The sequence below is a fragment of the Rhodococcus sp. Leaf225 genome (assembly GCF_001426145.1).
Lineage (GTDB): Bacteria > Actinomycetota > Actinomycetes > Mycobacteriales > Mycobacteriaceae > Rhodococcoides.
The window spans coordinates 379,456-403,155 of the sequence record NZ_LMRN01000009.1 but is presented as its reverse complement, the minus strand read 5'-3'; the positions used below and the strand labels follow the sequence as shown (position 1 = coordinate 403,155).

18 protein-coding genes and 1 pseudogene are annotated in these 23,700 nt (G+C 68.8%); 6 read left to right on the top strand and 13 right to left on the bottom strand.

The window, feature by feature from the left end; genetic code table 11:
- Positions 1–178: 178 nt before the first annotated feature.
- Positions 179–1,513, top strand: coding sequence for an O-antigen ligase family protein (locus ASG69_RS06220; protein ID WP_056441303.1), 1,335 nt, complete (start codon positions 179–181; stop codon positions 1,511–1,513).
- Positions 1,514–1,532: 19 nt separating this feature from the next.
- Positions 1,533–2,747, top strand: coding sequence for a hypothetical protein (locus ASG69_RS06215; protein WP_056441299.1), 1,215 nt, complete (start codon positions 1,533–1,535; stop codon positions 2,745–2,747).
- On the opposite strand, the gene ASG69_RS06210 is transcribed toward ASG69_RS06215, so the two are convergent.
- From ASG69_RS06210 to ASG69_RS06160, 11 genes are all read right to left on the bottom strand, one after another.
- Positions 2,741–3,763, bottom strand: coding sequence for a glycosyltransferase family 2 protein (locus ASG69_RS06210; protein ID WP_056695716.1), 1,023 nt, complete (start codon positions 3,761–3,763; stop codon positions 2,741–2,743). The two genes, ASG69_RS06215 and ASG69_RS06210, sit on opposite strands and share 7 nt — an antisense overlap.
- A 58-nt stretch (positions 3,764–3,821) precedes the next feature.
- Complete coding sequence (locus tag ASG69_RS06205; protein ID WP_156380444.1) at positions 3,822–5,012, bottom strand: glycosyltransferase; 1,191 nt, start codon at positions 5,010–5,012, stop codon at positions 3,822–3,824.
- Positions 5,009–6,226, bottom strand: a complete 1,218-nt coding sequence (locus ASG69_RS06200) for a rhamnosyltransferase WsaF family glycosyltransferase (protein ID WP_056441289.1) — start codon at positions 6,224–6,226, stop codon at positions 5,009–5,011. Before ASG69_RS06200 ends, ASG69_RS06205 begins: the two co-directional genes overlap by 4 nt.
- A complete protein-coding gene (locus ASG69_RS06195) occupies positions 6,223–7,380 on the bottom strand; it encodes a DegT/DnrJ/EryC1/StrS family aminotransferase (protein WP_056441287.1) in 1,158 nt (385 codons plus the stop codon). Before ASG69_RS06195 ends, ASG69_RS06200 begins: the two co-directional genes overlap by 4 nt.
- Positions 7,377–8,834 carry an oligosaccharide flippase family protein gene (locus tag ASG69_RS06190; protein WP_056441285.1) on the bottom strand — a complete coding sequence of 486 codons (1,458 nt, stop codon included), beginning with the start codon at positions 8,832–8,834 and terminating at the stop codon, positions 7,377–7,379. The genes ASG69_RS06195 and ASG69_RS06190 overlap by 4 nt, the downstream gene beginning before the upstream one ends.
- A 7-nt stretch (positions 8,835–8,841) precedes the next feature.
- Positions 8,842–9,975, bottom strand: a complete 1,134-nt coding sequence (locus ASG69_RS06185) for a DegT/DnrJ/EryC1/StrS family aminotransferase (protein WP_200933791.1) — start codon at positions 9,973–9,975, stop codon at positions 8,842–8,844.
- Positions 9,972–10,985: an SDR family NAD(P)-dependent oxidoreductase gene (locus ASG69_RS06180; protein WP_056441283.1), complete on the bottom strand. Its 1,014-nt coding sequence runs from the start codon at positions 10,983–10,985 to the stop codon at positions 9,972–9,974. The genes ASG69_RS06185 and ASG69_RS06180 overlap by 4 nt, the downstream gene beginning before the upstream one ends.
- Positions 10,982–12,040 carry a Gfo/Idh/MocA family protein gene (locus ASG69_RS06175; protein WP_056441280.1) on the bottom strand — a complete coding sequence of 353 codons (1,059 nt, stop codon included), beginning with the start codon at positions 12,038–12,040 and terminating at the stop codon, positions 10,982–10,984. Before ASG69_RS06175 ends, ASG69_RS06180 begins: the two co-directional genes overlap by 4 nt.
- A complete protein-coding gene (locus ASG69_RS06170; RefSeq protein WP_156380443.1) occupies positions 12,037–12,987 on the bottom strand; it encodes a WecB/TagA/CpsF family glycosyltransferase in 951 nt (316 codons plus the stop codon). Before ASG69_RS06170 ends, ASG69_RS06175 begins: the two co-directional genes overlap by 4 nt.
- A gap of 287 nt (positions 12,988–13,274) precedes the next feature.
- Positions 13,275–13,859, bottom strand: coding sequence for a TetR/AcrR family transcriptional regulator (locus ASG69_RS06165; RefSeq protein ID WP_027506190.1), 585 nt, complete (start codon positions 13,857–13,859; stop codon positions 13,275–13,277).
- A gap of 64 nt (positions 13,860–13,923) precedes the next feature.
- The gene (locus tag ASG69_RS06160; protein ID WP_056441275.1) at positions 13,924–15,105 is read right to left on the bottom strand and encodes a glycoside hydrolase family 3 N-terminal domain-containing protein; all 1,182 of its coding nucleotides are present in this window, start codon (positions 15,103–15,105) and stop codon (positions 13,924–13,926) included.
- Between the two features lie 85 nt (positions 15,106–15,190).
- Between ASG69_RS06160 and ASG69_RS06155 the strand changes: the two genes are divergently transcribed.
- From ASG69_RS06155 to ASG69_RS23310, 3 genes are all read left to right on the top strand, one after another.
- Positions 15,191–15,658 (top strand): universal stress protein, encoded by a 468-nt coding sequence (locus tag ASG69_RS06155; protein ID WP_027506188.1) that lies wholly within the window; start codon positions 15,191–15,193, stop codon positions 15,656–15,658.
- A gap of 73 nt (positions 15,659–15,731) precedes the next feature.
- Complete coding sequence (locus tag ASG69_RS22075; RefSeq protein WP_231476388.1) at positions 15,732–15,893, top strand: DUF2613 domain-containing protein; 162 nt, start codon at positions 15,732–15,734, stop codon at positions 15,891–15,893.
- Complete coding sequence (locus tag ASG69_RS23310; protein WP_056441270.1) at positions 15,890–20,251, top strand: alpha-(1->3)-arabinofuranosyltransferase; 4,362 nt, start codon at positions 15,890–15,892, stop codon at positions 20,249–20,251. Before ASG69_RS22075 ends, ASG69_RS23310 begins: the two co-directional genes overlap by 4 nt.
- Positions 20,252–20,268: 17 nt before the next feature.
- Here the strand turns inward: ASG69_RS23310 and ASG69_RS22070 are convergent.
- Positions 20,269–21,387, bottom strand: a pseudogene (locus ASG69_RS22070) (acyltransferase family protein); the annotation flags it as partial.
- Between the two features lie 116 nt (positions 21,388–21,503).
- Between ASG69_RS22070 and ASG69_RS06145 the strand changes: the two are divergent.
- Positions 21,504–22,631, top strand: coding sequence for a DUF3068 domain-containing protein (locus ASG69_RS06145; protein ID WP_056441268.1), 1,128 nt, complete (start codon positions 21,504–21,506; stop codon positions 22,629–22,631).
- A gap of 47 nt (positions 22,632–22,678) precedes the next feature.
- Here ASG69_RS06145 and ASG69_RS06140 read toward each other — a convergent pair whose 3' ends face one another.
- Positions 22,679–23,656: an alcohol dehydrogenase catalytic domain-containing protein gene (locus ASG69_RS06140; protein ID WP_056441254.1), complete on the bottom strand. Its 978-nt coding sequence runs from the start codon at positions 23,654–23,656 to the stop codon at positions 22,679–22,681.
- Between the last annotated feature and the right edge of the window lie 44 nt (positions 23,657–23,700).

The window sequence follows — 23,700 nt, the reverse complement described above, 5'->3', positions numbered from 1 at the left end:
CCATCTCTCGAACCCGGAAACCATACCGATGGGCAAGGTGTCATTCGATCGATCGATCCTTCTCCTCGGAACCGACCCGAAGAGCAGTCGTGCGGTATGTTATCGACGACGGTTGGTTCATCGGGGGGTGCACGACCGACCTCACCGCTCTGCGCGGCCGATCGCGAGGAACCACCACATGGTAAGCAGCACAGCGCCTCCGGGACGTCGCGCCGGCCCGGAGTCGTCAGTCGGTGCGATCCCGCTGTTGCTTCGGATCATCGTCGTGGCGGCTCTGGTGCTTCCCGCCAACATGGTGTTCGCACCCATCGGGGCCGTGGGATACGCCGCGATGCTGGTTGCCATCGCGATGTTCGTCGTGTGGGCCGCTGCCGTGGTGTGGCGCGCACACGACCCCATTCCTCATCGCCACCCCGCACGGATCGGACTCGCAGCACTGTGGCTGTCGTCCGTCCTGTCCTACATCCGCATGTCCGACGTCGACGAGGTGCAGCGAGCGTCCGCGGATCGGTGGATCCTGACGATGTTCGCGATCACGGCCCTCATCGCCGTCACCGCGGAGACCGTCCGCACCCTGGACCACGCGATGACACTGTCGCGTACCTTCGTTCGCGCGGCGACGGTGTGTGCGGCCGTCGCGCTGTACCAGTTCGTCATGAAGACGGACCCGCTCGACCACGTCCGCACTCTGATGGTCGGGATGACGGACAACGGTGGAGCGACGACCTTCCAGGCGCGCGGTCTGCTGACTCGGGTCGCCGGCAACACCTTCACTCCGATCGAACTGGGACTCGTCCTCGCGATGGTCCTTCCGCTCGCGGTGTGGCGGGCGCTCCACGACCCGTCCGGACGGGCCTGGGTGCACTGGACCCAATGTGGTGCAATTGCATTCGCTTCCGTCATCACGGTGTCGCGGTCAGCCATTCTCGGTCTGGTCGTCGGGGCGATCGTCACGGTGCCGTTCCTCCCCCGTTTCGCGCGTCGCTGGTCGGCGATCGCCATCCCCTTCGTCGTGGTGGTTCTCTTCGTGTCCGTACCCGGTCTGATCGCCACGCTTCGGGCCACGCTGTTCGCGGACGCCGAGTCGGATCCGTCGCTGCTCACGCGCGTGAACAACTACCCGAGAATTCAGGCGATGATCGAACGTCACCCGTTCTTCGGTAGCGGACCGGCAACCTACATGCCGACCAATGCCCTGCAGATCCTGGACAACGAATACCTCAACAGTGCCATCGAACTCGGGCTCATCGGCGTGGTCGCACTGATGCTCTTCATGCTCACGCCCGTCGTAGCGGCTGTGGGAGTGGCGTTCTGGTCGAGTGAGCCGTCGCTTCGGTTGCTGGCGGCAAGCGTCGGGGCCGCGTGCGCCGTCGCCGCCGTCGGTTCGGCAGTGTTCGACTCGCTGTCGTTCCCGGTCTTCACCATCGTCTTCCCGATCTTCGTCGGGTTGTCCGGAGCGGTCTGGATGATCGCTCGGAACACGGCACCTCGCGGATCGGCCGCACCCTCATGATCACCGAAAGGCTCTCGCTATGGATCCGATGACAGTCGTGCGCATCGTGTGGCGTCACAAGTACATCGCCCTACCGTTCGCCGTGCTCGCCGGTGCACTGGTCGTGGGAGCGCTCTTCTTCGGTCCGCGCGCGTACCAGGCATCGTCGTCCTACGCGATGATCACCCCGTCGCTGCCCAGCGATCTCGCGATCGACGCGGACCCGGAACTCGGTGCCAGAGCTGACAATCCGTATCTCCGATCCACCGATCCCACACTCGTACTCGAGGTCGGTCGCACTCGTCTGTCGTCGGAGGACGTCGGTTCGATCCTCGAGAACGAGGGGCTGTCGACCGAGTTCACTGTCGGCCAGGGCCTCGCCACCACCGCTCAGATCCTGACCATCACCGCGTCGGCACCCGACCCTGCCGTGGCCGTCGCGACCGCTGCACGACTGGGCGAACTGCTGAGTGTCCAGGTACGGGACGCTCAGTCGGTGAACGGCGCGTCCCCGGAGTTCATGATCACGATCCAGCCGATCAACATCCCCACCGGAGCCGTGGAGCGAGTGTCGAGCCGTCTTCGCAATGCTGCGGTGGCCGGAATCGGCGGCATCGTGCTGCTGGTCGGCGCCATCTCCGTGGCCCGTGCGCTGGACGACCGTCGACGGACCCCGTCGAAGCCCCCGGTGGAGCCGTCGACTCGGACCCGGCCGGACGACGGGACGACGAGCACGCTCGACCTCCGTCGCGCGACACCCGTGTCGGACGATCAGGAGGTCACGCGTCCGGTACCCGTGGTGTCGGCTCTGCCGGCTCCCGAACCGTCCCTGCCGTCCCCACGGCCGCAGACTCCGGCGGCCACGCCCGCGCCCACCAGAATCCCGGCGCGGCCGCACGGTCGGCCCACCACGACGCCGACCGGCACGCCGATCGACCGGGTCGACGGCACCGGACCGAATCCCGTACCGGCACGGGAATCCGCCACCACACGCTCCGCGACCACCGTGGAGCCGAAGACCTCGACGAGACAACGCCCACCGAGCATGCCGTCGGTCATCCCCGCGCGTCGGCCGACACCGGCCACCACACCGGCTCTGACCGTGCAACATCGGACACCGGACGAGACGACCACGACGACCGTCACCAGGTCACGGACCGGCAGCTCCGTACGACCCACACCGCGCATCGGGCGACCGAACGGAGACACGGCCGATCGCTCGGCTCGGACGCGAGACGAAGCCGATCGTCAGTAGACGCCGTCGCGGTGCCACCGCCGCCATGCGGCCTGTGACCGCAGTCGGCGGGCGACCCTGTCGGCGACGTAGGACGGGCGGACAGCCGATCCCGCTCCGCGGCGCACTCTCGCGTCGACGGTGGCCCACGCCGTCGTGCCGATGATGCCCGGGTCGACGTCGGCCGCGAACCTTCGACAGCGGTCCACGAGGTCGAGATCGACCGCGCGCCAGTCGAAAGCCCCGCGGGCACGCTGCAGGGCGTCGCGAGCGAGAGCGTTCCGAGCGGCGGCGTACATCTCCGCGGCGCCGTCCACCTCACCTGCTGGACCGGAGAACAGGGTGTCGAAGGCCGCGCGCCGCTCCGACAGGTCGCGCATCGGATCCACCTCGCGGGCGGACAGACTGGCGGGGTGGTCGCGATGCCAGGCCTGATCCACACCGCGGATGTAGGCGACGTCCGCGAACGCTGCCAGTCTGAACCACATCTCCATGTCGTGGGTGTGGGCGAGCGGCATCTGACCTCCGACCTCGTTCACCAGCGACATTCGCATCATGACTTCCGGCGAGGTCACCACGTTGAGTGCATCGACGCACCGGTCGCGCAGCCATTCCCCGTCGGACCAGATGGTCACGTCCCTGATCCGGGTGGACGGCGCCGGACACACGTCCCCGGACATGTGCAGGGGGTGGCCGTACACCATTCCCACACCGGGCCGGTCCCGCAGCACTCGTGCGGACCGCTCGAGCGAGCCGGGTGTCAGCATGTCGTCGGCGTCCAGGCGTACCAGGAACTCCCCGCGTGCGCGGGCCAGACCATCGTTGAAGGTCTCGACCGGGCCGCGGTTGGTGGTGTGTGCCAGGACGGAGACCATCGAGAAGCGTTCCGCCAGAGCGGTGGCCACGGCGAGGCTGTCGTCCGTCGACGCATCGTCGACGATCACGACCTCCACGTCGACCTCCGTCTGGTCGAGGACGGACATCACCGCCGACGGCAGGAAGTGCGCGTAGTCGAAGCAGGGGACGACGACCGACACGGTCGCTCGTCGACCGTCAGCGGTACTCGCGAGCGGGAACGGGACCCGACGCACGGTGTCAGGCGGTCCGGCCGTCGGCGGACGACGCGACCGGTGACGGATGTACGACCCTGTACGCGAGGAACTTCGCAACCTCGCGAGCCGATCGCGCGAGCGCGCGTGGTTCACGCCCCGGCGCACTCGACAGGACGTCCTCGTACATCGACTCGAGTGCCGACGCCAGGACCGTCAACGAGTACCGTCGCCGAGCCAGTTCGAGGCCGTACGCACCCAGTTCGGTGCGCAGGGCCCGGTCATCGAGCACGCGCACGATCTCCGGTTCGAAGTCGGCGGCACCGCGCCCTCCCCGGCCGAACCATCCCGCGTAGAGGAACTCGTCGACGGTGTCGGGAGTCAGCAGCTTCCAGTAACCGCCCTCACCCTGCACCACCAGAGGCTTCCCGAACGCGAGACCCTTCAGGGCCGAGCTGCCCATCCCGATCATGACGTCGGCGGCGTCGTACGCCGGCCGCGGATCGAGCAGCTGTCCCGTCACGTGGATCACGGTGCGGCCGTGATCGGCATTGACGATGTCCGCTCGTCGCCTGACCTCGTCGAGACCGGTACCGTCTCCCACGATCACCATCGTCACGCGTCGATCGTGCGCGAGTCGGCCGAGAACGTCGAGGGCGACGAGTGTGCCCTCGAGCTTCTCGAGGTCGGAGGTCAGTCGGCAGACCGTGGTCACCACCATCTCGTCGTCCTCGAATCCGAAGACGGCGCGGGCCGCCGCACGATCACCGGCAGTGTTGAGATCGGTGTCGATGGGCGGCTCGGTGAGTAGCACTCTCTCGTGCACCGCGCGCCTCTGGTCCACCATCTCGCGGGTACTGAGAGTCATGGGCAGATGCCGGGGCAGGAAATCGTCGACGACCATCGACAGCACCGTCATGAGTACGGGCACCCCGAACCTCAGGTGCGGCCCGAACGTCGCCTCCAGGCTCGGACCCCACTCGTACGCATGGATCAGATCGATACGTTCACGTCGGACGATGTCGACGAGCCTCCGGACGGACCCTGGTGACAGGTCCGCGTCGGTTCGTTTGACGATGCGGGGCACCCCGACCTCGTCGACGAGCGGATCGAGGACGCCGTGCGGTGCGTACAGCACCACGTGGTGTCCCATGTCGCGCACCTTGGCGGCCAGCTCTATCGCATTGATCTGGCTGCCTCCCATGGACATCTGGTGCGGTATGACGAGAATTCTCACGGCGTCATCACTCTCTCGACCTCGTTCCGAACTGCGAGCGTCAGTGCTGTGACCAGCGACCGACCGGATCGGTCCCAGGACCCCGGACGGCGCGCGCGCCCCATGGCGCTCGCTCTTCCCGTCACGTCGTGGTGGTCGACGACGTCGCAGAGCGCCGTGGCGAGCGCACCGGGTGTGGGTTGCGCCCACACCACACCGGGATGCACCACATCAGCGCGTGCTCGCGGCGACTCGTTGACGACGGGAACGGCGCCGCACATCGCCATCTCCTCCACCACCAGCGAGATGTTCGTGAACGAGAGCCCTATTCCTCCGACACACGAGTTGTACAGAGCCGCCAGCTCTTCCGGGGTGAGCACACCGTGCTCGACGGCGGGAGCGGACATGGTCAACGGACGCGGGCCGATCAGGTGAATGGTCTGATCGGGTCGTCGGGCGTGGAACTCGTCCAGCGCCACGCCGGCCAGAATCGACCCTCGTCGCGCCGTGTCCGGCCTCGAGTAGAAGGCGATCCCGTGACGGGGAGTCGCTCCGCGCAACCGATACGTGTCCGTGTCGCAACCGAACTCGATCACCGAACTGTCGACTCCCACGTTCGTGCGGATCTCGTCGTGCACCATGTGACCCAGTGCCAGAAGGTGGAAGCCGAAGCGGTAGGTGTCCTCCGCCAGTGCGTACTCACTGCCCGGCGGGTAGAAGTACGGTTCGTAGTCCTGCACGAAGTAGAGTCTCGTTCCGGGGATGTCACTCCGGCCGGCGAGGACGTGAGCCGACTGCCAGGACGTGGCGACGTACGCGTCCGCGACACCGAGGCCGGCGTCGATGTCCTCCACCGCGGCCCGGACATGTGGCCACCTGGCCCTGATCGTCTCTCGATACCGCGCCAGATCGACCCCGTGCGGGTCGTACAGGAGAATTCGGCACTCGTGTCCGGCGTCCTCCAGCGCCGCCACCATCCGGAACATCGTCGCGTGTCCCCCGGATGCTGCTCCCGGCGGAGAACACACCCATCCGACCACCAGCGCGTCGGACATCTGCCTCGTGGACGGCGGTGGCAGACGCACCGACGACGAGTCGACGATGTCGCCGACGCGGATCGGGAACTCCAGTCTGTGAGCGCCGGTCCGGTCGTAGAGACGGCGTACCACTCGCTGCGTCAACTCGTGAACCGAGCCCGAGGACACGAGCCTGCCGACGCGGGACGACCTCGTCACGACGACCCCCGGATCGCACTCACCAGTGCGGCGACCACCGTCTGTTGCTGCTGTTCGGTGATGTGCGGGTGCAGCGGCAACGACAGGATCTCACCGGCAGCCGCCTCCGCCACCGGGTGCGCCCCGACCCCACGCCCACGGTGCGCGAGGGCGGGTGTGAGGTGCAGTGGGACGGGATAATGCACTCCCGCACCGATACCCAGTTCGCCGAGACGCGTGACGACACGATCCCGATCCTGGACGCGGACCACGTAGAGGTGCCACACGTCGTCGTTCCCCGACGCCGACTGCGGCGTCACCACCTCGGGCACGTCGGCCAACATCTGCTCGTACCGCGCGGCCGCGGACCTGCGGCGGGTGTTCCAGTCGTCGAGCCGAGACAGCTTGAGCGACAACACGACCGCCTGCACCGCGTCGAGGCGGGAATTGAAACCGAGAATCTCGTGGTGATACTTCGCCACGCTGCCGTGCGCGCCGAGCATGCGCGCAGTCCGAGCGACCTCGTCGTTCGACGTCACCACTGCACCCGCGTCACCCACGGCACCCAGGTTCTTACCAGGATAGAAACTGGTGGCGGACACGTCGCCCAGCGTTCCGGCCGTCCGTCCACCCCGCCGTGCGCCCTGTGCCTGGGCGCAGTCCTCGACGATCGAGATTCCCGCGCGCGCGCACGACGACACCAGATCCTCCACCGGGGCCACCTGACCGAACAGGTGCACGGGAACGATCGCACGCGTGCGGGGTGTCAGGACCTCCGCACAGGATGCCGGATCGAGAAGCAGATGGTCCGGATCGACGTCCGCGAACACCGTCACGGCACCGATTCGCTCGACCGCTTCGGCGGACGCGACGAAGCTGTTCGCGGGAACCACCACCTCGTCGCCCGGGCCGACCCCCACACTGCGGAGGGCGATCTCGAGCGCGTCGGTCCCGTTCGCCACTCCGATGCAGTGCGTGGAGCCGAGATAGTCGGCGTACGCACTCTCGAACTCCCGGACCGGAGACCCACCGATGAACGCCGTGTCGTCCACGACCCGGCGGAGCGCCGGCCACAACTCGTCGCGGATCTCGCTGATCTGGGCGCCGAGATCCACCAGCGGGATCGGGCCTCCTGCAGGGCGAACTGCGGCGATCGACTGATCGACAGTCGTCATCGAACTACTCCTCGTCTCGGTGCTGCGGTGGTGTTCTCGTCGTTCATCAGGGCGACGACCCATCCGTGCAGGGCTGCGGCGTAGACGCACGCCGCCGCGCCGCCTCCGGTGACCACGGCGAGCCAGGGGTTCGAGATGAGGGACACTGCGGCGAACGCCGCGGCCGCTGCGGGCACGAAGGCCATCAGGGGACGAATCGCCGCACGACCCAGCGCGCCGATGTCCGCCCCTACTCGGTGCACTGCGATCAGATACAGGGGCAGGACGACGACGAGGCCCACCGCGGTGTGCGACCACCCGACACCCTCGATGCCCCCCACACGGGCACCGACGATGCTCGCCGGCACCAGGATTCCGATCCACAGCACCTGGATCGTCAGCACCACGCGCGATGCACCGTGTGCGAGCAGGTAGGTCGCGAAGAGATCGAACATGACTCGCAGTGTCGCGAACACTCCGAGGGCCACCAGGGCTCCTGATGCGTCGGTCCAGCGGTCGCCGTAGAGCACCGAGATGACGGGTGCGGCCATCACGGCGAGCAGCACCCCGGTCGGAAGAGCGCCTGCCCAGGTGAGCGCACCGGCCCGCGCGAGTGCGCCCCGCCGTCCGCCCACCCCCCCGGCCTGTTCGGACTCCCGTGCGAACCACGGTAGAGCCACCGCGCGCACGATGGTGCCCATCGCATTGGTCGGCCAGGTGGAGATGTTGAAGGCGAGTGCGTAGAAGCCGAGTGCGACGTCCCCCACGACTCTCGCCACCACGAGGTTGTCGATGCTCACAACCGACCAGGACAGCACGTTCGCTGCCGCGATCGGAGCTCCGAACGCCAGGGCCGGCCGCAGTCTCGACCGGTCGAACCCGAAGTGCGGCAGCATGTCCGCACGAAAGAACTGCACGCCCGTCGCACACAGCTGACCCGCGATCCGGGCGATGGCCAGCGACATCGGTCCCACATCGGCCAGTACCAGGACGACGGTCACCGCCGCACTGACGACGAAGTCGGCGGACGCGGCGGCCAGAAGGGACTTCTGATCGAACCGCCGCAACAGGAACGCGTACGGGACGACGCCCGCCGATGCCAGCGGGATCGACAGCCCGAGCACGGCCACGACCGCCGCCGAGCCCTCGACGGCGAACGTGCGCTCGATCAGCGGTGCGGCGGCGAGAAGCACCAGGGCGAAGACGCACCCGACGACGAGGCTGATGGTCGCCGTCGTCGGTGCGTCGCCGTGCGGGTCCTTCGACCGAACGAGGCCCGAGGACAGGCCCAGGTCGGCGATCGAGGTGAGAACCGTCGACACCGTCAAGGCGACCGCGAACACGGCGAAGTCCTCGGGCACGAACATGCGTGCCAGGAAGATGCCCACCCCGAGGCTGCCGAGACGAAGCCCGATCGATCCCACACTGCCCCAGGCGATGGCACCCTTCACCGAATGGTCGTCGGTGATCGTCACGGAACACTCACGGGCGCTGCGCCATCACCGTGACCACACGACGGTGCTCGTCGTCCGTCATCGCGTGGAAGAGCGGCAGAATCAGCGTCGACGCGGTCAGTTGCTCCGTCACGCTCAGATCACCGACGACCGCGTCGCTGCCCTGATATGCGGGCTGCACGTGGGAGGCCATGATGCCCCTGCGCGCCGAGATGTCGTCGGCCGCCAGATCACGGAGATAGTCGTCGCGGCTGCGCGCGGCATCCGGTCCGATCTCGACCCAGAACGACTGGAAGTTCGCCTCCCCGTTCTCGGGATCGGCCACGCATCGCAGACCGCGCACACCGGCGAACGCGTCCCGATACCGCTGCGCGAGTGCGCGACGCCGCTCGATGACGGCGTCCAGCCTGCTCAACTGGACCAGGCCTACCGCGGCCTGCAGGTCGGTCATGCGGTAGTTGTAGGCCACCTCGGTGTAGGTCTCGGCCGCGGGCAGAGTGTCCTCGTGCCGTGACGCCGCGGATCTGCTGGTGGCGTGCTCACGCAGTGACCGCGCACGGTGGGCCCAGTCCGCACGATCTGTCGTCACCATCCCGCCCTCCCCGGTGGTGAGGATCTTGCGGGGGTGGAACGACCAGGCCGCGATGTCCGCACCGACACCCACGGGGCGACCCCGGTAGGTCGCGCCGGCGCCGCACGCGGCGTCCTCGACGACCACGATGCCCAGCGGGTCGGTGACCTGCCGGATGTGGTCGATCGCCACCGGCACACCGCCCTGATCGACGGCGACGACCGCGCGCGTCCGAGGTGTCAGAACGGCCGCGAGCGTGGTCGCGTCCATGTTGCCCGTCGTCCGGTCGACGTCGGCGAAGACCGGTCGAGCCCCGACGTACCGCACCGCGTTCGCCGTCGCGACGAAGGAGAACGACGGCACGACGACGTCGTCTCCCGGTTCGATCCCCGCCACTACGAGAGCGAGGTGCAGGCCGGTCGTGCAACTGCTCACCGCGACTGCGTGGTGCACGCCCATGCGGCGCGCGAACGCGGCCTCGAACTCCGCCACACGCGGACCCTGTGCGATCCAGCCGGACTCGAGCGCCGCCGTCACTGCGGCGATCTCCTCGGCTCCCAGCCAGGGGCGCATGACGTCGAGCCGAGTCACGTCGTGGACGCCGTCAGACCGGAACCGGACGCCGTCAGGCCCGACACCGCGTGTCGACGCGGTCGCCACCAGTCAACGAGTGCTCGCAGACCGTCCTCCAGTTCGACCGATGCCGAGTACCCGAGATCCACTGTTGCGGAGGATGTGTCGGCCAATCGTCGGGTCACGGCGTTGACCGTCCGGGCCGGCCCGAACTCGATCGGAAGATCCGAGCCCATGACGCGCAGCAACGCCTCCGCCAGCTCCCGCAGGCTCGTCTCACGACCACTGCCGATGTTGTAGACGCCGTCCACGATCGAGGACGATGCGGCAGCAATGTTGGCGCGTGCGATGTCCTCGGTGTACGCGAAGTCCATCGTCTGAGTGCCGTCTCCGAAGATCAGGGGTGAGCGCCCGTCGCTGATCCGCTCCATCCACCGAACGAGCACCTCGGTGTACAGACCGTGAACGTCCATTCTCGGTCCGTAGACGTTGAAGTACCGCAGGGACACGTGATCGGTGCCGTACATGGCGCGGAAACTCCGGAGCATGCCCTCGCCGAAAGACTTCGCCGCGCCGTAGAAGGTGTCGTTGTTGTGGTGATGATGACGCTCCCCGGTCGGGAACGTCTCCGCGAGGCCGTACACCGATGCGGAGGAGGCGGACACGATCTTGTCGACGCCGTTCGCAGCGGCGGCCTCGATCACGGTGAAGGTCCCGTCGACCAATACCTCGAGTGCGAGCCGAGGCTCCTCGGCACACTGTGTGATTCGGATTGCCGCCTGGTGGAACACCACATCTGCGCCCGACACCACGTCGTTCACGAGATCGCGATCGCGGATGTCGCCTTCGACGAGTTCGACGCGCGGATTCTCGAGCGATTTCTCCAGGTTCTCACGGCGCCCCCGAGTGAGGTTGTCGAGCGCGATGATTCGAGAGCACCCGGCATCGACGAGCTGATCGACGATGGTCGATCCGATCGTGCCGGCACCGCCCGTGACGACAGCCGTGGCACCGTTCAGTTCGGTCATTCCATGTCCCCGGTCTCGGAGTCGACGTGGCGGGGCCGGACGGCCTCACCGTGGTGAGCGGCGCTGTGCGACGCGGCCTCGAGCACCGAGAGCACGCGGAGCCCGGCGGCACCGTCGGTGCGAGCGGGCCGATCCTCCCGGATCGCGGCCGCGAACTCGCCGACCATGAGCCGCAAGGCTTCCGTCTCCGCCAGGGCCGGAACGGTGATGTCGCCCAGCCGGTACGAGACGGCGGCGCGTCGACGGTCGTCCTGGCTGGGCTGTCCCATCGTCACCCCACGGTCGTGGAGCGACACTCGCCGGATCGGGTCGAGGTCGTCCCAGACCAGGGTGCGGTGGCTTCCACCGATCACCATCTGACGAATCTTTGTCGGTGACAACCAGTTCACGGAGATGTGCGCGGACGCACCGTCGCCGATCTCGACGGTGAGGTGCGAGACGCACGACTTCCCGGACCCCAGCGGGTCGGACTCCGTGGCCGACACCCGAGTCGGGGCCAGCCCACCCGGAAGGATGTAGTCGAGCACCGAAAGATCATGCGGTGCCAGGTCCCACAACACGTCGACGTCGGGCTGAATCAGTCCGAGATTGATCCTGGTGGACTCGATGTAGAGGATGCGGCCGAGCATCCCCTTCGCGATCACGTCGTGGATGTACTGCACGGCCGGTGTGTAGCAGTAGGTGTGGTCGATCATCAGGGTCAGGCCGGCGTCGCTCGCCGTCCGCACCATCTTGGACGCGTCCGCCGAGCCAGGGGCCAGCGGCTTCTCCACCAGCACATGCTTTCCCGCGTCCAGAGCCGCCAGGGCGATACTGGCGTGCGTCGCCGCCGGTGTGGCGATGGCCACCGCGTCGACATCGGCGCGCGCCAGGACGGCCTCGACACTGGTTTCCACGTCCACCGTCGACCGCTCGCCGACCACGGCGAGCGCTCGGGACTCGTCACGATCGCACACGGCGACCAGATCCCAGGCCGGGTGTGCCCGAAAGTTCCTGGCCAGGTTCGGTCCCCAGTAGCCGGCGCCGATCACAGCTACTCCGTAACGTCTCGTCATCGTGCCGTGGTGCCCTTCTTCTCGGTCGACGGATCCGAGTCCGCCACCAGGTAGGCGCCGCGAAGACGGAACCATGCTTCCGGACCCTGGACGACGTAGCGACGCGCGAGCCGCCGCGGCTCCATGGCCAGGCGGAACAACCATTCGAGCCCGTGTTCGCTGAAGAAGTGCGGCGCTCGTGAGACCTCACCGGCCATGAAGTCCGCGGCGGCACCGAAGGCGAGCAGCAACCGCGCACCGGTCACGTCACCGAACTCCTCGATCCAGAGTTCCTGGGTCGGCTTACCCAGACTGACGACCACGATGTCGGCGCCGGCCGTCCGGACCTGCTCTGCCATCTCCCGTGCGAGAGTGGGACTTTCGACGGTCGTCCGGTCCGGTTCCCAGTACCCGACCACATCGAGTGCCGGGTAGTCACGACGGAGCCGCTTGCCGAGCAACTCGTGCACCCGAGGAGTTCCCCCGACGAATCCGACGGAATTGCCCATGGTCTCCGCGACACGCAGGATGTCCGGGAGCAGATCCGATCCCGTCAACCTCGGCCACTTGGTCCCGGTCAGGTCGTTCGCCCTGTCGACGATCGGCTGGCCGTCGGCCAGAAGTAACCACTCGTGGGTCGGGCGCTCGTCCGGCAGGTTGAGGCGTGACCGCTCGATACCGCCGAAGTGGTGGATGTGGTCCAGGTTCACCGACCCGATCGCGAGCGGTTTACCGCCTGCCAGCCGCTCACGAACCATGTCGAGCACGTGCGGCGAACCGCACAGATCGACGCGAGTACCTGCGACGATCATGCGTGCCGTCCGTTGCGGATACGAGTTCACCCGGCCGGGAGGACCGGGCCGGACGAGACGCTGCCCCTGATGGAGTGGGGCGGGTGCGGGGGTGAGCCGCAGTTCTGTCGGGAGGGACGCATCGTCCGGCGCCCCGAGCGCCGTGGAACCGTTCATGAACTTCCTCGAATGATCAGCCTCGAACTGGACTTGCGGCAGAGCAGCAGGAGCGCGGGGACGAACTGCGTCCGACAGGACTGCAGCGATTCCCTCAGCCGCGAGCAGCACGACAGTTCTCGCGGCGAACTGTGCGGTTCGAACTGTAGGCCGAAACAGTCCACGAGTCGCTTTTTGCTCGCTAAATCATTCGTTCGAATGAGAAATACGCCGTATCGCGGTACGTATGAATGTATTTCACAGAGACACCACGCACGTGATTGCGCCCGCGCGTCCGCGAACTCGCGTCAGGCCCGAAGCCCCCGCCACGCGAGGCTCTCGAGAAGGTCGACCGCCTGGTGCACGTCGATCTCGCCGCCGGCGACCCTGTCGGCCACGGCCTCGCCGGCACCGACCAGGGCGACGGCCATCAGTCCGAAGTTGTGTTCCGGCCGCGGGTCCTTGGTGCTCATCTCGAGCAGCGACGCGGTGAGGCTGATCAACCGATCGCGGCTGCTCTGCACCTGACCGGCGAAGGCCTGCTGGCCGATCGCCTGCCGGTAGAGCACCATCCACGACGAGCGGTGCTCGTCCACGAACGTGAGGAACCCGAGCAATGCCTTGCGCAACTGCTCGCGGGGAGTGAGCGTCGGGTCCGCCGCGGGAGTCATCGCGGCGACGAACTCGAGGCCCTCCCGATGGATGCACGCGGCGAAGAGTTCGTCCTTGCTGCCGTAGTACAGATACAGCATGGGTTTCGAGATCTCGGCCCGTGCGGCGATGGAGTCCATCGACGTGCTGTGAAAGCCGTTCTCGGAGAACACCTCGATGGCGGCGTCGAGCATCTGCTGCTCACGGACGGCGCGCGGCAACCGCTTGGTTCCGCCTGCCATGCGTCCTCCCCGGAGCTGTCCGCCGTACGACCTCCCGACTCTACGTCACCGTCCGCGGGACGAGTCAGGCGCAGCCGAGGGCTCCCTTGGCCGTGAGGACGGTCCGGGCCGCGTCGTCCACGCGCGCATCGCTCAACTCCCCGGACGCCACGGCCGCCTCGAGACGGTCGAGGACGCTCGGCACCGCGTCGGTGGTGATCCAGAGGGCGACGTCGGCCCCGGCGACGAGGGCGGCCAGCGCCGCGTCCTCGATGCCCAGTCGCGACGTGATCGCCGCCATGCCGGACAGGTCGTCGGTGAAGATCGGGCCGGTGAACGGCGCCGCCCCGTAGCCGGTGCCGTCACGCAGCAGTGCCATCGCGGCGGGACTGATGCTGGCGGGCACGCCCTCCGTCGTCAGGCCCGGAACGTCGAGGTGTCCGACCATGGCACCCACTCCGGTGGACACGAGATCGCGGAACGGAACCAGGTCGCGGGCCTGCAGTTCGGAGAGCGGCGGTGTCGTGACGGCGCCGGTGTGCGAGTCGCCCGATCCGGAGCCGTGCCCCGGGAAGTGCTTGATCACGGGCATCACCCCGGCGTCGCGGAGACCGCGCGCAGCAGCTCCGGCGTACGCGACGACGGTGGCGGGATCGTCCGAGTACGACCGGTCACCGATCACCGAGTCGTCGGGCTGGCTGCTGACGTCCACGTCGGGAGCGAAGTCGACGGTGATGCCGAGATCCTTCAGTCCACGTCCGCGCTCGAGCCACATCTCGTACGTCTGCTCGGGGGTCATCGTGGCGGCGGTCTCGCGTGCCGAGGGCACCGAACCGAGCAGGTCGGCTGCCCGCGACACCCGGCCGCCCTCCTCGTCGATCGTCACCATGACGGGCACGGTGGCGGCCGACTGCATGCGATCGACACCGCCGCCGGTGAGCATCGTCTTGTCGGTCCAGCTACCCACGAACACACCACCCACCTGCTCGGCGCCCACCACCGCCACGGCGTCGTCGGTCCCGGTGACCCCGACCGTCAACAGCTGGGCGAGCCGCTGCCGCAGCGTCATGGCGTCGATGGCGGTGGCGCACGCATCGGGTGTGGCCGCAGGCATCTCGGACGTCGACACGACCGCCGAGGGAGCCGAGGGCGATGCCGTGGCCGCGCCGGTGGTCGTGGGTGCGGGAGCCGCCGCGTCCCCCGTCCCGCACGCCGTCGTGGCGATCGCGCACGTCGCGACCAGGGTCAGAACTCGGCGCAGGTACATACCCGAAACGTTATCGCGTGAGCCTCCCCGCAACCCGACCGCGACGGTAAGATCGTCAGCCACCGCCACAAGCCTGGAGGCTCTCATGTCGTGTGACGTCATGTTGATCGCGTACGACGGTTCGGACAATGCGCGCAGGGCGGTGGACTACGCCGGCAGATTCCTCCAGGCGAAACGCGCCATCGTGCTCACCGCGTGGGAACCGATGGTGCGACAGGCGGCCCGCATGTCCGGCCTGTCCGGAGTGATGGCGCCGGAGTGGCTGCCGGACGAGCAGACCGAGGACATCGCACTCGCCGACGCGAAGGTCACCAACAGCGAGGGCCTCGAGCTGGCCGTCCGCGCCGGCATCAACGCCGACGGGCGCTGCGAGGAGTCGCACTCCGCCATCTGGACCACCATCGTCGAGACGGCGGACGAGGTGAACGCCGACATCATCGTCACCGGGACACGCGGCCGGACCGGTCTGCGGTCGCTGCTGCAGTCGTCCTGTGCCGATCTCGTGCTCAAGCACAGCCATCGCCCTGTACTGATCGTGCCGCCCGGCAGATGAGTGACGGGCAGGCCGGAGGCCGGTCGAGGTGAACGGGCAGGCCGGAGGCCGGTCGAAGTGATAGGTTCTGCTCGTGAAATCCGCAGCGATCAGTGCCGTCATCGGCGTCGTGCTGGGAGTGGCCGTGGTGTTCGGCGCCACTGCCGCCGCCTCGTCCGACACCCGCCCCGAGGTCGATCGTTCCGGTAACGCCGAGTCCTCCCTCCTCAACCAGGTCGAGTACGGCAGCCGCTGACGTCCGATGCTCCCGTCACCGCGCCCGTAGGGGCCCGGTGGCGTTTCTTCTCCGCGGTCGGTGCGCTGATCCTGGCGTTCCTGCAGGCTCCCGGCCTGACCGTCGCCGACACCAAGTACGACCTGACGCAGAACCCGCTGGGGTTCCTCTCGCGTGCGTCCCACCTGTGGACGTCCGACGCCACCTTCGGCCAGGTACAGAACCAGGCGTACGGCTACTTCTTCCCGCACGGGTCGTTCTTCGCCCTCGGTGACGTGCTGGGGCTGCCCGGGTGGGTGACGCAGCGCCTGTGGTGGGCGGTGTTGATCTTTCTCGGGTTCTGGGGTGTCCTGCGGTTGTGCGAGGCCCTCGGGGTCGGGAGCCGCGGGTCGCGGGTGGTGGGTGCGCTCGCGTTCGTCCTCGCTCCGCGGGTGATCACCACCCTGGGGTCGATCAGTTCCGAGTCACTGCCGATGATGCTGGCGCCATGGGTACTGATCCCCCTGGTCCGCGTCTTCTCCGGCCGCTCCGTGAGCATTCCGCGCGCCGCCGCGTGTTCGGCGCTGGCCGTCGCGGCGATGGGTGCCGTGAACGCTGTGGCGACGGCGGCAGCCACCCTCGTGGCGGTCGTGTGGTGGCTCGCGCACAGGCCGGACGCCCGGTGGCGCCGGTTCTCGCTGTGGTGGATCGGGTGTCTCGTCGCCGCGACGACGTGGTGGCTGGTTCCCCTCTTCATCCTGCGCGGCGTCAGTCCACCGTTCCTCGACTACATCGAGTCGGCCGGCACGACGACGCAGTGGGCCTCGCTGGTGGAGGTCCTGCGCGGCACGAGCAGCTGGACACCGTTCGTCTCGCCGGAACGCATCGCCGGCGCTGTGGTGGTGACACAACCCGCCGCGGTGATCGCCTCTGCCGTCGTGGCCGCGGCGGGCATGGCCGGGCTCTGCATGCGGTCGATGCCGGCACGCGGTCGGCTGACCCTGGTGCTGCTGATCGGGCTCGTGGGCATGACCGCCGGGTACGTCGGCGGACTGGCCTCCCCCGTCTCCGAGCAGGTGCGACTGTTCCTCGACACCTCCGGTGCGCCGCTGCGCAACATCCACAAGCTGGAACCGGTGATCCGACTGCCGTTGGCGCTGGGCCTCGCACAGTTGCTGGCGCAGGTGCCGCTGCCGGGTTCGGTGCCGTCGCCTCGCTGGCGTCGCGCGGCGTCGCACCCGGAACGGGAGCCCCTCGTCGCTTTCGCCGCACTCGTCCTGGTGGCACTCACCGTCTCGACCTCGCTGGCCTGGACCGGGCGGCTCGCGCCGCGGGGCGCGTACGAGGCCGTTCCGGCCGAATGGTCCGACGCGGCGGGCTGGTTGGCCGACCGCGCGGGCACCGGAGCCGAGGAGTCCCGCGCGCTCGTCGTTCCCGGTGCGCCCCTGGCCGCTCAGCTGTGGGGGCTGACGCGGGACGAACCGTTGCAGGCGTTGGCGGCCTCGCCGTGGGCCGTCCGTGACGCGGTCCCGTTGGTGCCGCCCGGCGCGATCCGCGCCCTCGACTCGGTGCAGCGGCTTCTCGCGGACGGCAGACCGTCCGACGGGCTCGCCGACACGCTGGCATCGATGAACGTCCGCTACCTAGTGATGCGCAACGATCTCGACCCCGAGACGTCGCGTTCGACCCGGACCTCGCTGGCGCATCAGAGCATCGAGAACTCGCTCGGGCTCGAGCGGGTCGCGACCTTCGGCGACGACATCGGGCCCGGACGGGTGGACGGCATCGTCGCCGACTCCGACCTGAGGCCCACCTACCCCGCGATCGAGATCTTCGAGGCGACACCCGGCACCCCCGCCGTCGCCGGCCCGTACACGGTGGTGGCCGACGACGTGCCCCGAGTGCAGGGCGGGCCAGAGGTCCTCGCTCGCCTGAACGAGCACCGCGAGCGCGGCGGCCTGGACCCGACTCCGGCGGGACCGGTACTTCTCGACGGCGACGCCCGGGCCGCCGGGCTCACGGTCGACGACGTCCTGGTGACGGACACCCCGATGAACCGCGAGGTGGACTTCGGCTCGGTCGACGATCACAGCAGCGCCCTGCGCACACCCGACGATCCCCGCCGCACACTCAATCTCGTGCCCGACTATCCGGTCGACGGTGCGCCGCTGGTCGAGGGCGCGTGGTCCGGTGCCCGGGTGTCCGTCTCCTCCTCGGCATCGGACGCCACCCAGTTCGGCGGCGCCTCGCCCGGCAACGGTCCGGCGGCGGCCGTCGACGGCGACGCCGCGACGAGTTGGGTGAGCAACGGCCTCGAGAGCTCGGTCGGTCAGTGGATCCAGCTCGACCTCGATCGCCCGGTGCAGTCCGGCCTGCTCGACTTCCGCACCAGCCCCGGCGCTCTGGGGTCACCGGTGAAATGGGTCGAGATCGAGACGGACAACGGGACCGCAGCCGCACGCATCACCGAACCGGGCGATCCGGTGACCGTCTCACTGCCCGCCGGCACGACGACGCGGATCCGGGTGACAGCCACCGAGACCGAGAACGGTTCGGTCGGAGCACAGTTCGGCGTCAGCGACCTTCGCCTCACCGATTACACGGATCCCGATGCACCGACCCCGGTGGTCGTCCGGCACCTCACGGAGATGCCGGCTCCGGCCGACGGCGTCACGGTGACGGGATGGAGTCTGGCACAGGAGCTTCCGGGCCGGACAGGATGCGTCGACACACCCGATCGAGTGCGCTGCGCGGGTGGCGTAGCCGTCGAACCCGAGGAACTCGACAGTTTCCAGCGCACGCTCTCGGTTCCCAGTGGCACGGCGGTGACCCCCGAACTCTGGCTGCGCTCGCGTCAGTCGTCCGCGCTGGAGGATCTCCTGCAGGACGCCACACGTCCGCGGGCTCGGGGTGCGGCCGAGGTCACCGACGTCCGGGGGTCGACCTTCGCCCTCACGGACGGCGACGACCGCACGTCCTGGACCGCGAGCCAGGACTCGATCGAGGGCCGGGCCGGAACGTATCCCACCGTCACTCTCGAACTGCCGCAACCCGTTTCGGTCGACGGTCTCGACATCGCTCAGAGCCTCGGCGCACTGCCGTCTCATCCGACCAGGATCGCCGTGAACCTCGGGACCGGCCCCCAGGTCCGCGACGTCGACGCGGACGCGGACGGCGACACCAGAGTGTCCCTCGAACCGGCGGTGACCGACCGGATCACCGTCTCGCTGCTCGAATGGGACGACGTACTCGACCGCACGGCACTGGGATTCGACCAGGTACGGCCTCCCGGTCTGGCCGAGATCACGGTGCTCTCCGGATCCGGATCCGGATCCGGATCCGGATCCGGATCCGAATCCGAATCCGGTACCGCGTCCGCGGGGGCGGCGTTCGATCCCGACCGCCCGATCGTGACGTCGTGCGCGACCGGCCCCACCCTGACCATCGCGGATCAGCTCGTCCGCACCGCCGTCTCGACGACGGCCGGGGCGTTGGCCACCGGCGCACCGATACGTGCGTCTCTCTGCGAGGGCGATGTCCCCGTCGCGGCGAATGTCTCCAATCCTGTTCCGCTGCCCTCGGGTTCGCAGTCCGTGTCGGTGGACCCGGGCGACGCCTTCGTCGTCGACAGCGTCGTGCTGCGCACGGCACCACTCGCTGCGTTCCCGGGCGCCGGCCCCACGCCCGTGGCGGTCACCGCGGACGAGTGGACCGCCGACTCCCGCCGCGTCGTCGTGACCGGGTCCTCGACTCAGCGCATTCTCGTGGTGCCCGAGAGCACCAACCCGGGATGGGTGGCCACGCGCCCGGACGGAGAGGTGCTCGCCCCGGTGATCGTGAACGGGTGGCAGCAGGGGTGGATTCTCCCCGCCGGCCTCTCGGGCGAGGTGACCCTGACGTTCCCCGCCGACACCTGGTACCGCACGGCGATCGTCGCGGGCCTGGCGCTTCTCGCGGCTCTGGCCGTGATGACGATGCGGCGCCGCCCGTCGGACCCCGCGACGGCACCGACACCCACCTGGCGACCCGCCCTCGTCGGCCACGCGGGACTGTTCGCCGCCGTGTGGGTCATCGGTGGGCTCGCCGCACTCGGCTGGCTGGCGGTTCTCACCGTCGCGGTCGCCGCCGTCGACCATCGCTGGGGAGCCCGTGTCCGCGGTCGTGTGCTCGTCGCGATCGCGGGGCTCGGACTCAGTGTCGCCGGGGCGATGCTGTCGACCGGCCCCTGGCGTGATCCCGACGGGTACGTCGGCCACTCGGCCGTCATTCAGCTCGCAGCGCTGGCATCCGTCGGCGCCGTGGCGCTCGCGGCGCTTCCCTCGTTCGCCCGGATCCGGTCGGCCCTGCGCGCCTCCCGCCGACGCAGTGCGACACGGACCGGCTCCTCCACCAGCGCGTAGCTCGCCGCGGCGACCGGCAGCGTCAACACGACCGTCGCACCGGCGACGAGGAGGAACTGCCCGCCGAACGGGGACACCCCCAGCACGGGGAACACCACGGCCAGCACCGCGAGGTGCCAGATGAAGATGCCGTAGGACCACCGGCCGATCATCAGCGCGAACGGACCCGACAGCCACCGGGTACGGACACCCGTTCCGACGGCCAGGGGCGCGATGAGACAGAACGCGACGACGGCGCCCAAGGCCACCTTGACCGCGAACTGCCATGCCGCCGGCGTCGTGAGGTCCTGTGCGCCCGCGATCGGTGTCGACGACGCCGCGAAGGCCGCCGCCGCGATGCCGGTGAGCAACCATCGTCGGCTCGCGATCCGGACGACCAGCGGGACAGCGGGCAGGTCGGAGACCGGTCGGGACTGAGCGGGCAGGTCGGAGTCTGATCGGGTCTCGCGTAGTGCCAGCTCGGCAGCAGCCTCGGCCACCACCATCCCGGCCGCGAACCACGCCAGGTAGCCGGGCAGCCAGTTCTCGATGTTCACGCCGTCCGCGGTGGAGATCGGGAGAAAGGTCCACCCGAGCGACAGGGCGGACACCCCGACCAGCACCGGCGTGCGCAGACGGGCTCGAGGTCCGCGGAGCGCGGCCATGGCGACCCCGATGAACGGGAGCAGCAGATAGAACGCCACCTCGACGGACAGCGACCACATCTGGGTCATGCCCTGCGTCAACGTCAACGGGACGAACACCTGCACGAGGGTCAGGTTGGCGATCCACACCCGGACGCCACCACCCGCACCCGGCAGCAGGGCCAGCACGACGACGACCACGAGCCAGTACGCGGGCAGGATGCGTGCCGCGCGGTGCACCAGATAGGTACGGACGGACGGCCTCGGCCGCGAGCCGTGCGCGGCGGCCGCGTGGGGTCGCCACAGCAGGAACCCCGAGAGCGCGAAGAACACGGCCACCGCGAGATCGAGACGGCCGAGCAGCGGGCCCACGAGGGGTGTGCCCGTCGATCCCGTCTGGAACGCGACGTGGGTCAGCAGCACGCCGACGGCCGCGAGACCGCGCATCCCCTCGAGCGCGGGCACGAATCCGCCGATGCGCGGATCGACGCGGGCCTTCTCTGCAGTGGTCATCGTCAGGAGAGTCTGCCGCATCGCACCCGAACTCGGAGCGGCTCAATACGTTAGTGTTCGACCCATCACGGCCGGTATGCACTGACAAGTGCACATGCACAAAGGGGACCTCCAGTATGGCGAACAGATCCACACCGACGCGTGTGATCCCGCCGATCCTCATCGGGCTCGGAGCTTTCTTCCTGGTCATCGCGATCCTGATCCCGCTGTACACGGTCGGGCGCCTCGAGAAGACGCCGCTGGACCTCGAGATCACCAGCGTGTCCACCGGCACCGGGTCGGTGCTCGATTCGCGTTCGCTCACAGCGGGTTCCGCCGTCGTGGATCAGAACGTCCCCCTGATCTCCCAGCGCTTCGTCACCACGGAGGAGCCGTCGAACTCCGACGTCATCACCGTGCAGGCCGGCTCGTCGCTGCGACGCACCGATCGACAGGGTGACACCGGTCTGCTCACCGCGACCGTCGACCGCGTGAGCCTGGACCGCGTGTCCTCCATGCCGGTCGACCCGGTCGGATCCATCCAGAGCCAGGCCGACAAGCCGGCCGAGGAAGTGCCGCACACCGGACTGCAGTACAAGTTCCCGTTCGACTCGCAGAAGCAGACCTACCCCTTCTTCGACACCGTGGCCCGCGAGAGCTACGACATGACCTTCGTCGAGGAGACGCAGATCGAGGGCGTCACGGTCTACCACTACACGCAGACCATCCCCGCGGTGGACCTGTCAGCCGTCGTCCCCTCGCCGGCCAACAAGCTCGCTCTCCCCGCGAGCACGTGGGGCGTCGACGGCGGCGCCACGCCGATCACGATGACGCGGTACTACGAGAACACCCGGGACATCTACGTCGAGCCCGTCACCGGCGTCATCGTCAAGGGCCAGGAGGACGTGCACCAGTACTACGCACGCCGCGCCGGAACTCCCGAGGTGGACGTCGTCAAGGCCGTCATCGGCTTCGACGACAACACCGTCACCTACCAGCTCGGTCGCGCACAGGACGGCAAGGACCAGATCGCCCTGATCGGCCGCACCGTGCCGATCGTCGCCGGCGTTCTGGGCGTCATCCTCCTGGCAGTCGGCATCGTGCTGCTCCTGCGCGGCGGCCGCACCACCCGCGGAACACGTCCGGTGGCCGACGGACCCACGACCGGACCTCGTACCTCCGGCGCCGGTTCACCCGCACCGGACCACGACTGGACGACGGACCGTACCGAGGAGATCCCCCGCACCAACCTCCGCAAGGACTGACGCCTCCGGCCTTCAGGTCATGAATCGGCCGGCCTCCGGCCTTCCCGTCAGGGAAGTAGCAGCGTCACTCCTGCAGACTGACCGAGGGCGTCCAGCGCGAGCTGGGCGTCCTCGAGTCGTCTGCGACCTCCGATCATCGATTCCACGGCGGCGTGCGGGAGGGTGCGCAACAGTTCGGGGTACTCGTGGGCGGCCAGCCCGTGGCTGCCGAGCACGTCGATCTCTCGCGCGATCACCACGTCCATCGACACGTGCCCGCCGCCCGGAAGCAACCCGATCTGCACGTGCCGACCGCGCCGTCGCAGACCCCGGATCGCCTCGTCCGCCAACCCGGCATGCCCGGAGCACTCCAGCGCGACGTGCATGTCGTCGACCGGCGTCTGCACCGCCCGAGCGGCTCCCAGTCGGCGCGCCAGGTCCAGCGCCGAGGTGGAGCGATCCACTGCCGTCACCTCCGCGCCGGCCCCGGACGCGATGATCACCGCGGACAGGCCGAGCCCACCGCACCCGTAGACGGCGACGCGCTCGCCTGCCACCACGCGGGCGCGGCGATGAACCGCCCGCCATGCGGTCGCGTACCGGCATCCCAGAGTGGCTGCCACGTCGAACGACACCTCGTCCGGCAACGCGATCAGGTTGGTCGAGGCATACCGGACGGCGACGAACTCGGCGTACGACCCGTCGTGGGTGAACCCGGGCTGTTCCTGACGGGGACACACCTGGTGGTCGCCGGCAGCGCACGTCGGACACGACCCACACGCACACACGAAGGGGGTGGTGACGCGACGACCGATCCAGTCGCGGTCGACGTCCGCACCCACGGCGACGACCGTTCCCGCGAACTCGTGGCCCGGAACGAACGGCAGTCGCACGTCCCCGTCGTGTCCCTGCCAGGCATGCCAGTCACTCCGGCACACCCCGGTGGCGGCCACCCGGATCACCGCACCGTCGGGAGCCGCGTCGGGACGGTCGATCTCCCGCACGGTTCCCGGTCGGCCGAACTCCTCGATCACCAGTGCACGCATGCACCGACACTACTGTCGAACGACCGGCCTCCGGCCTGCCCGCT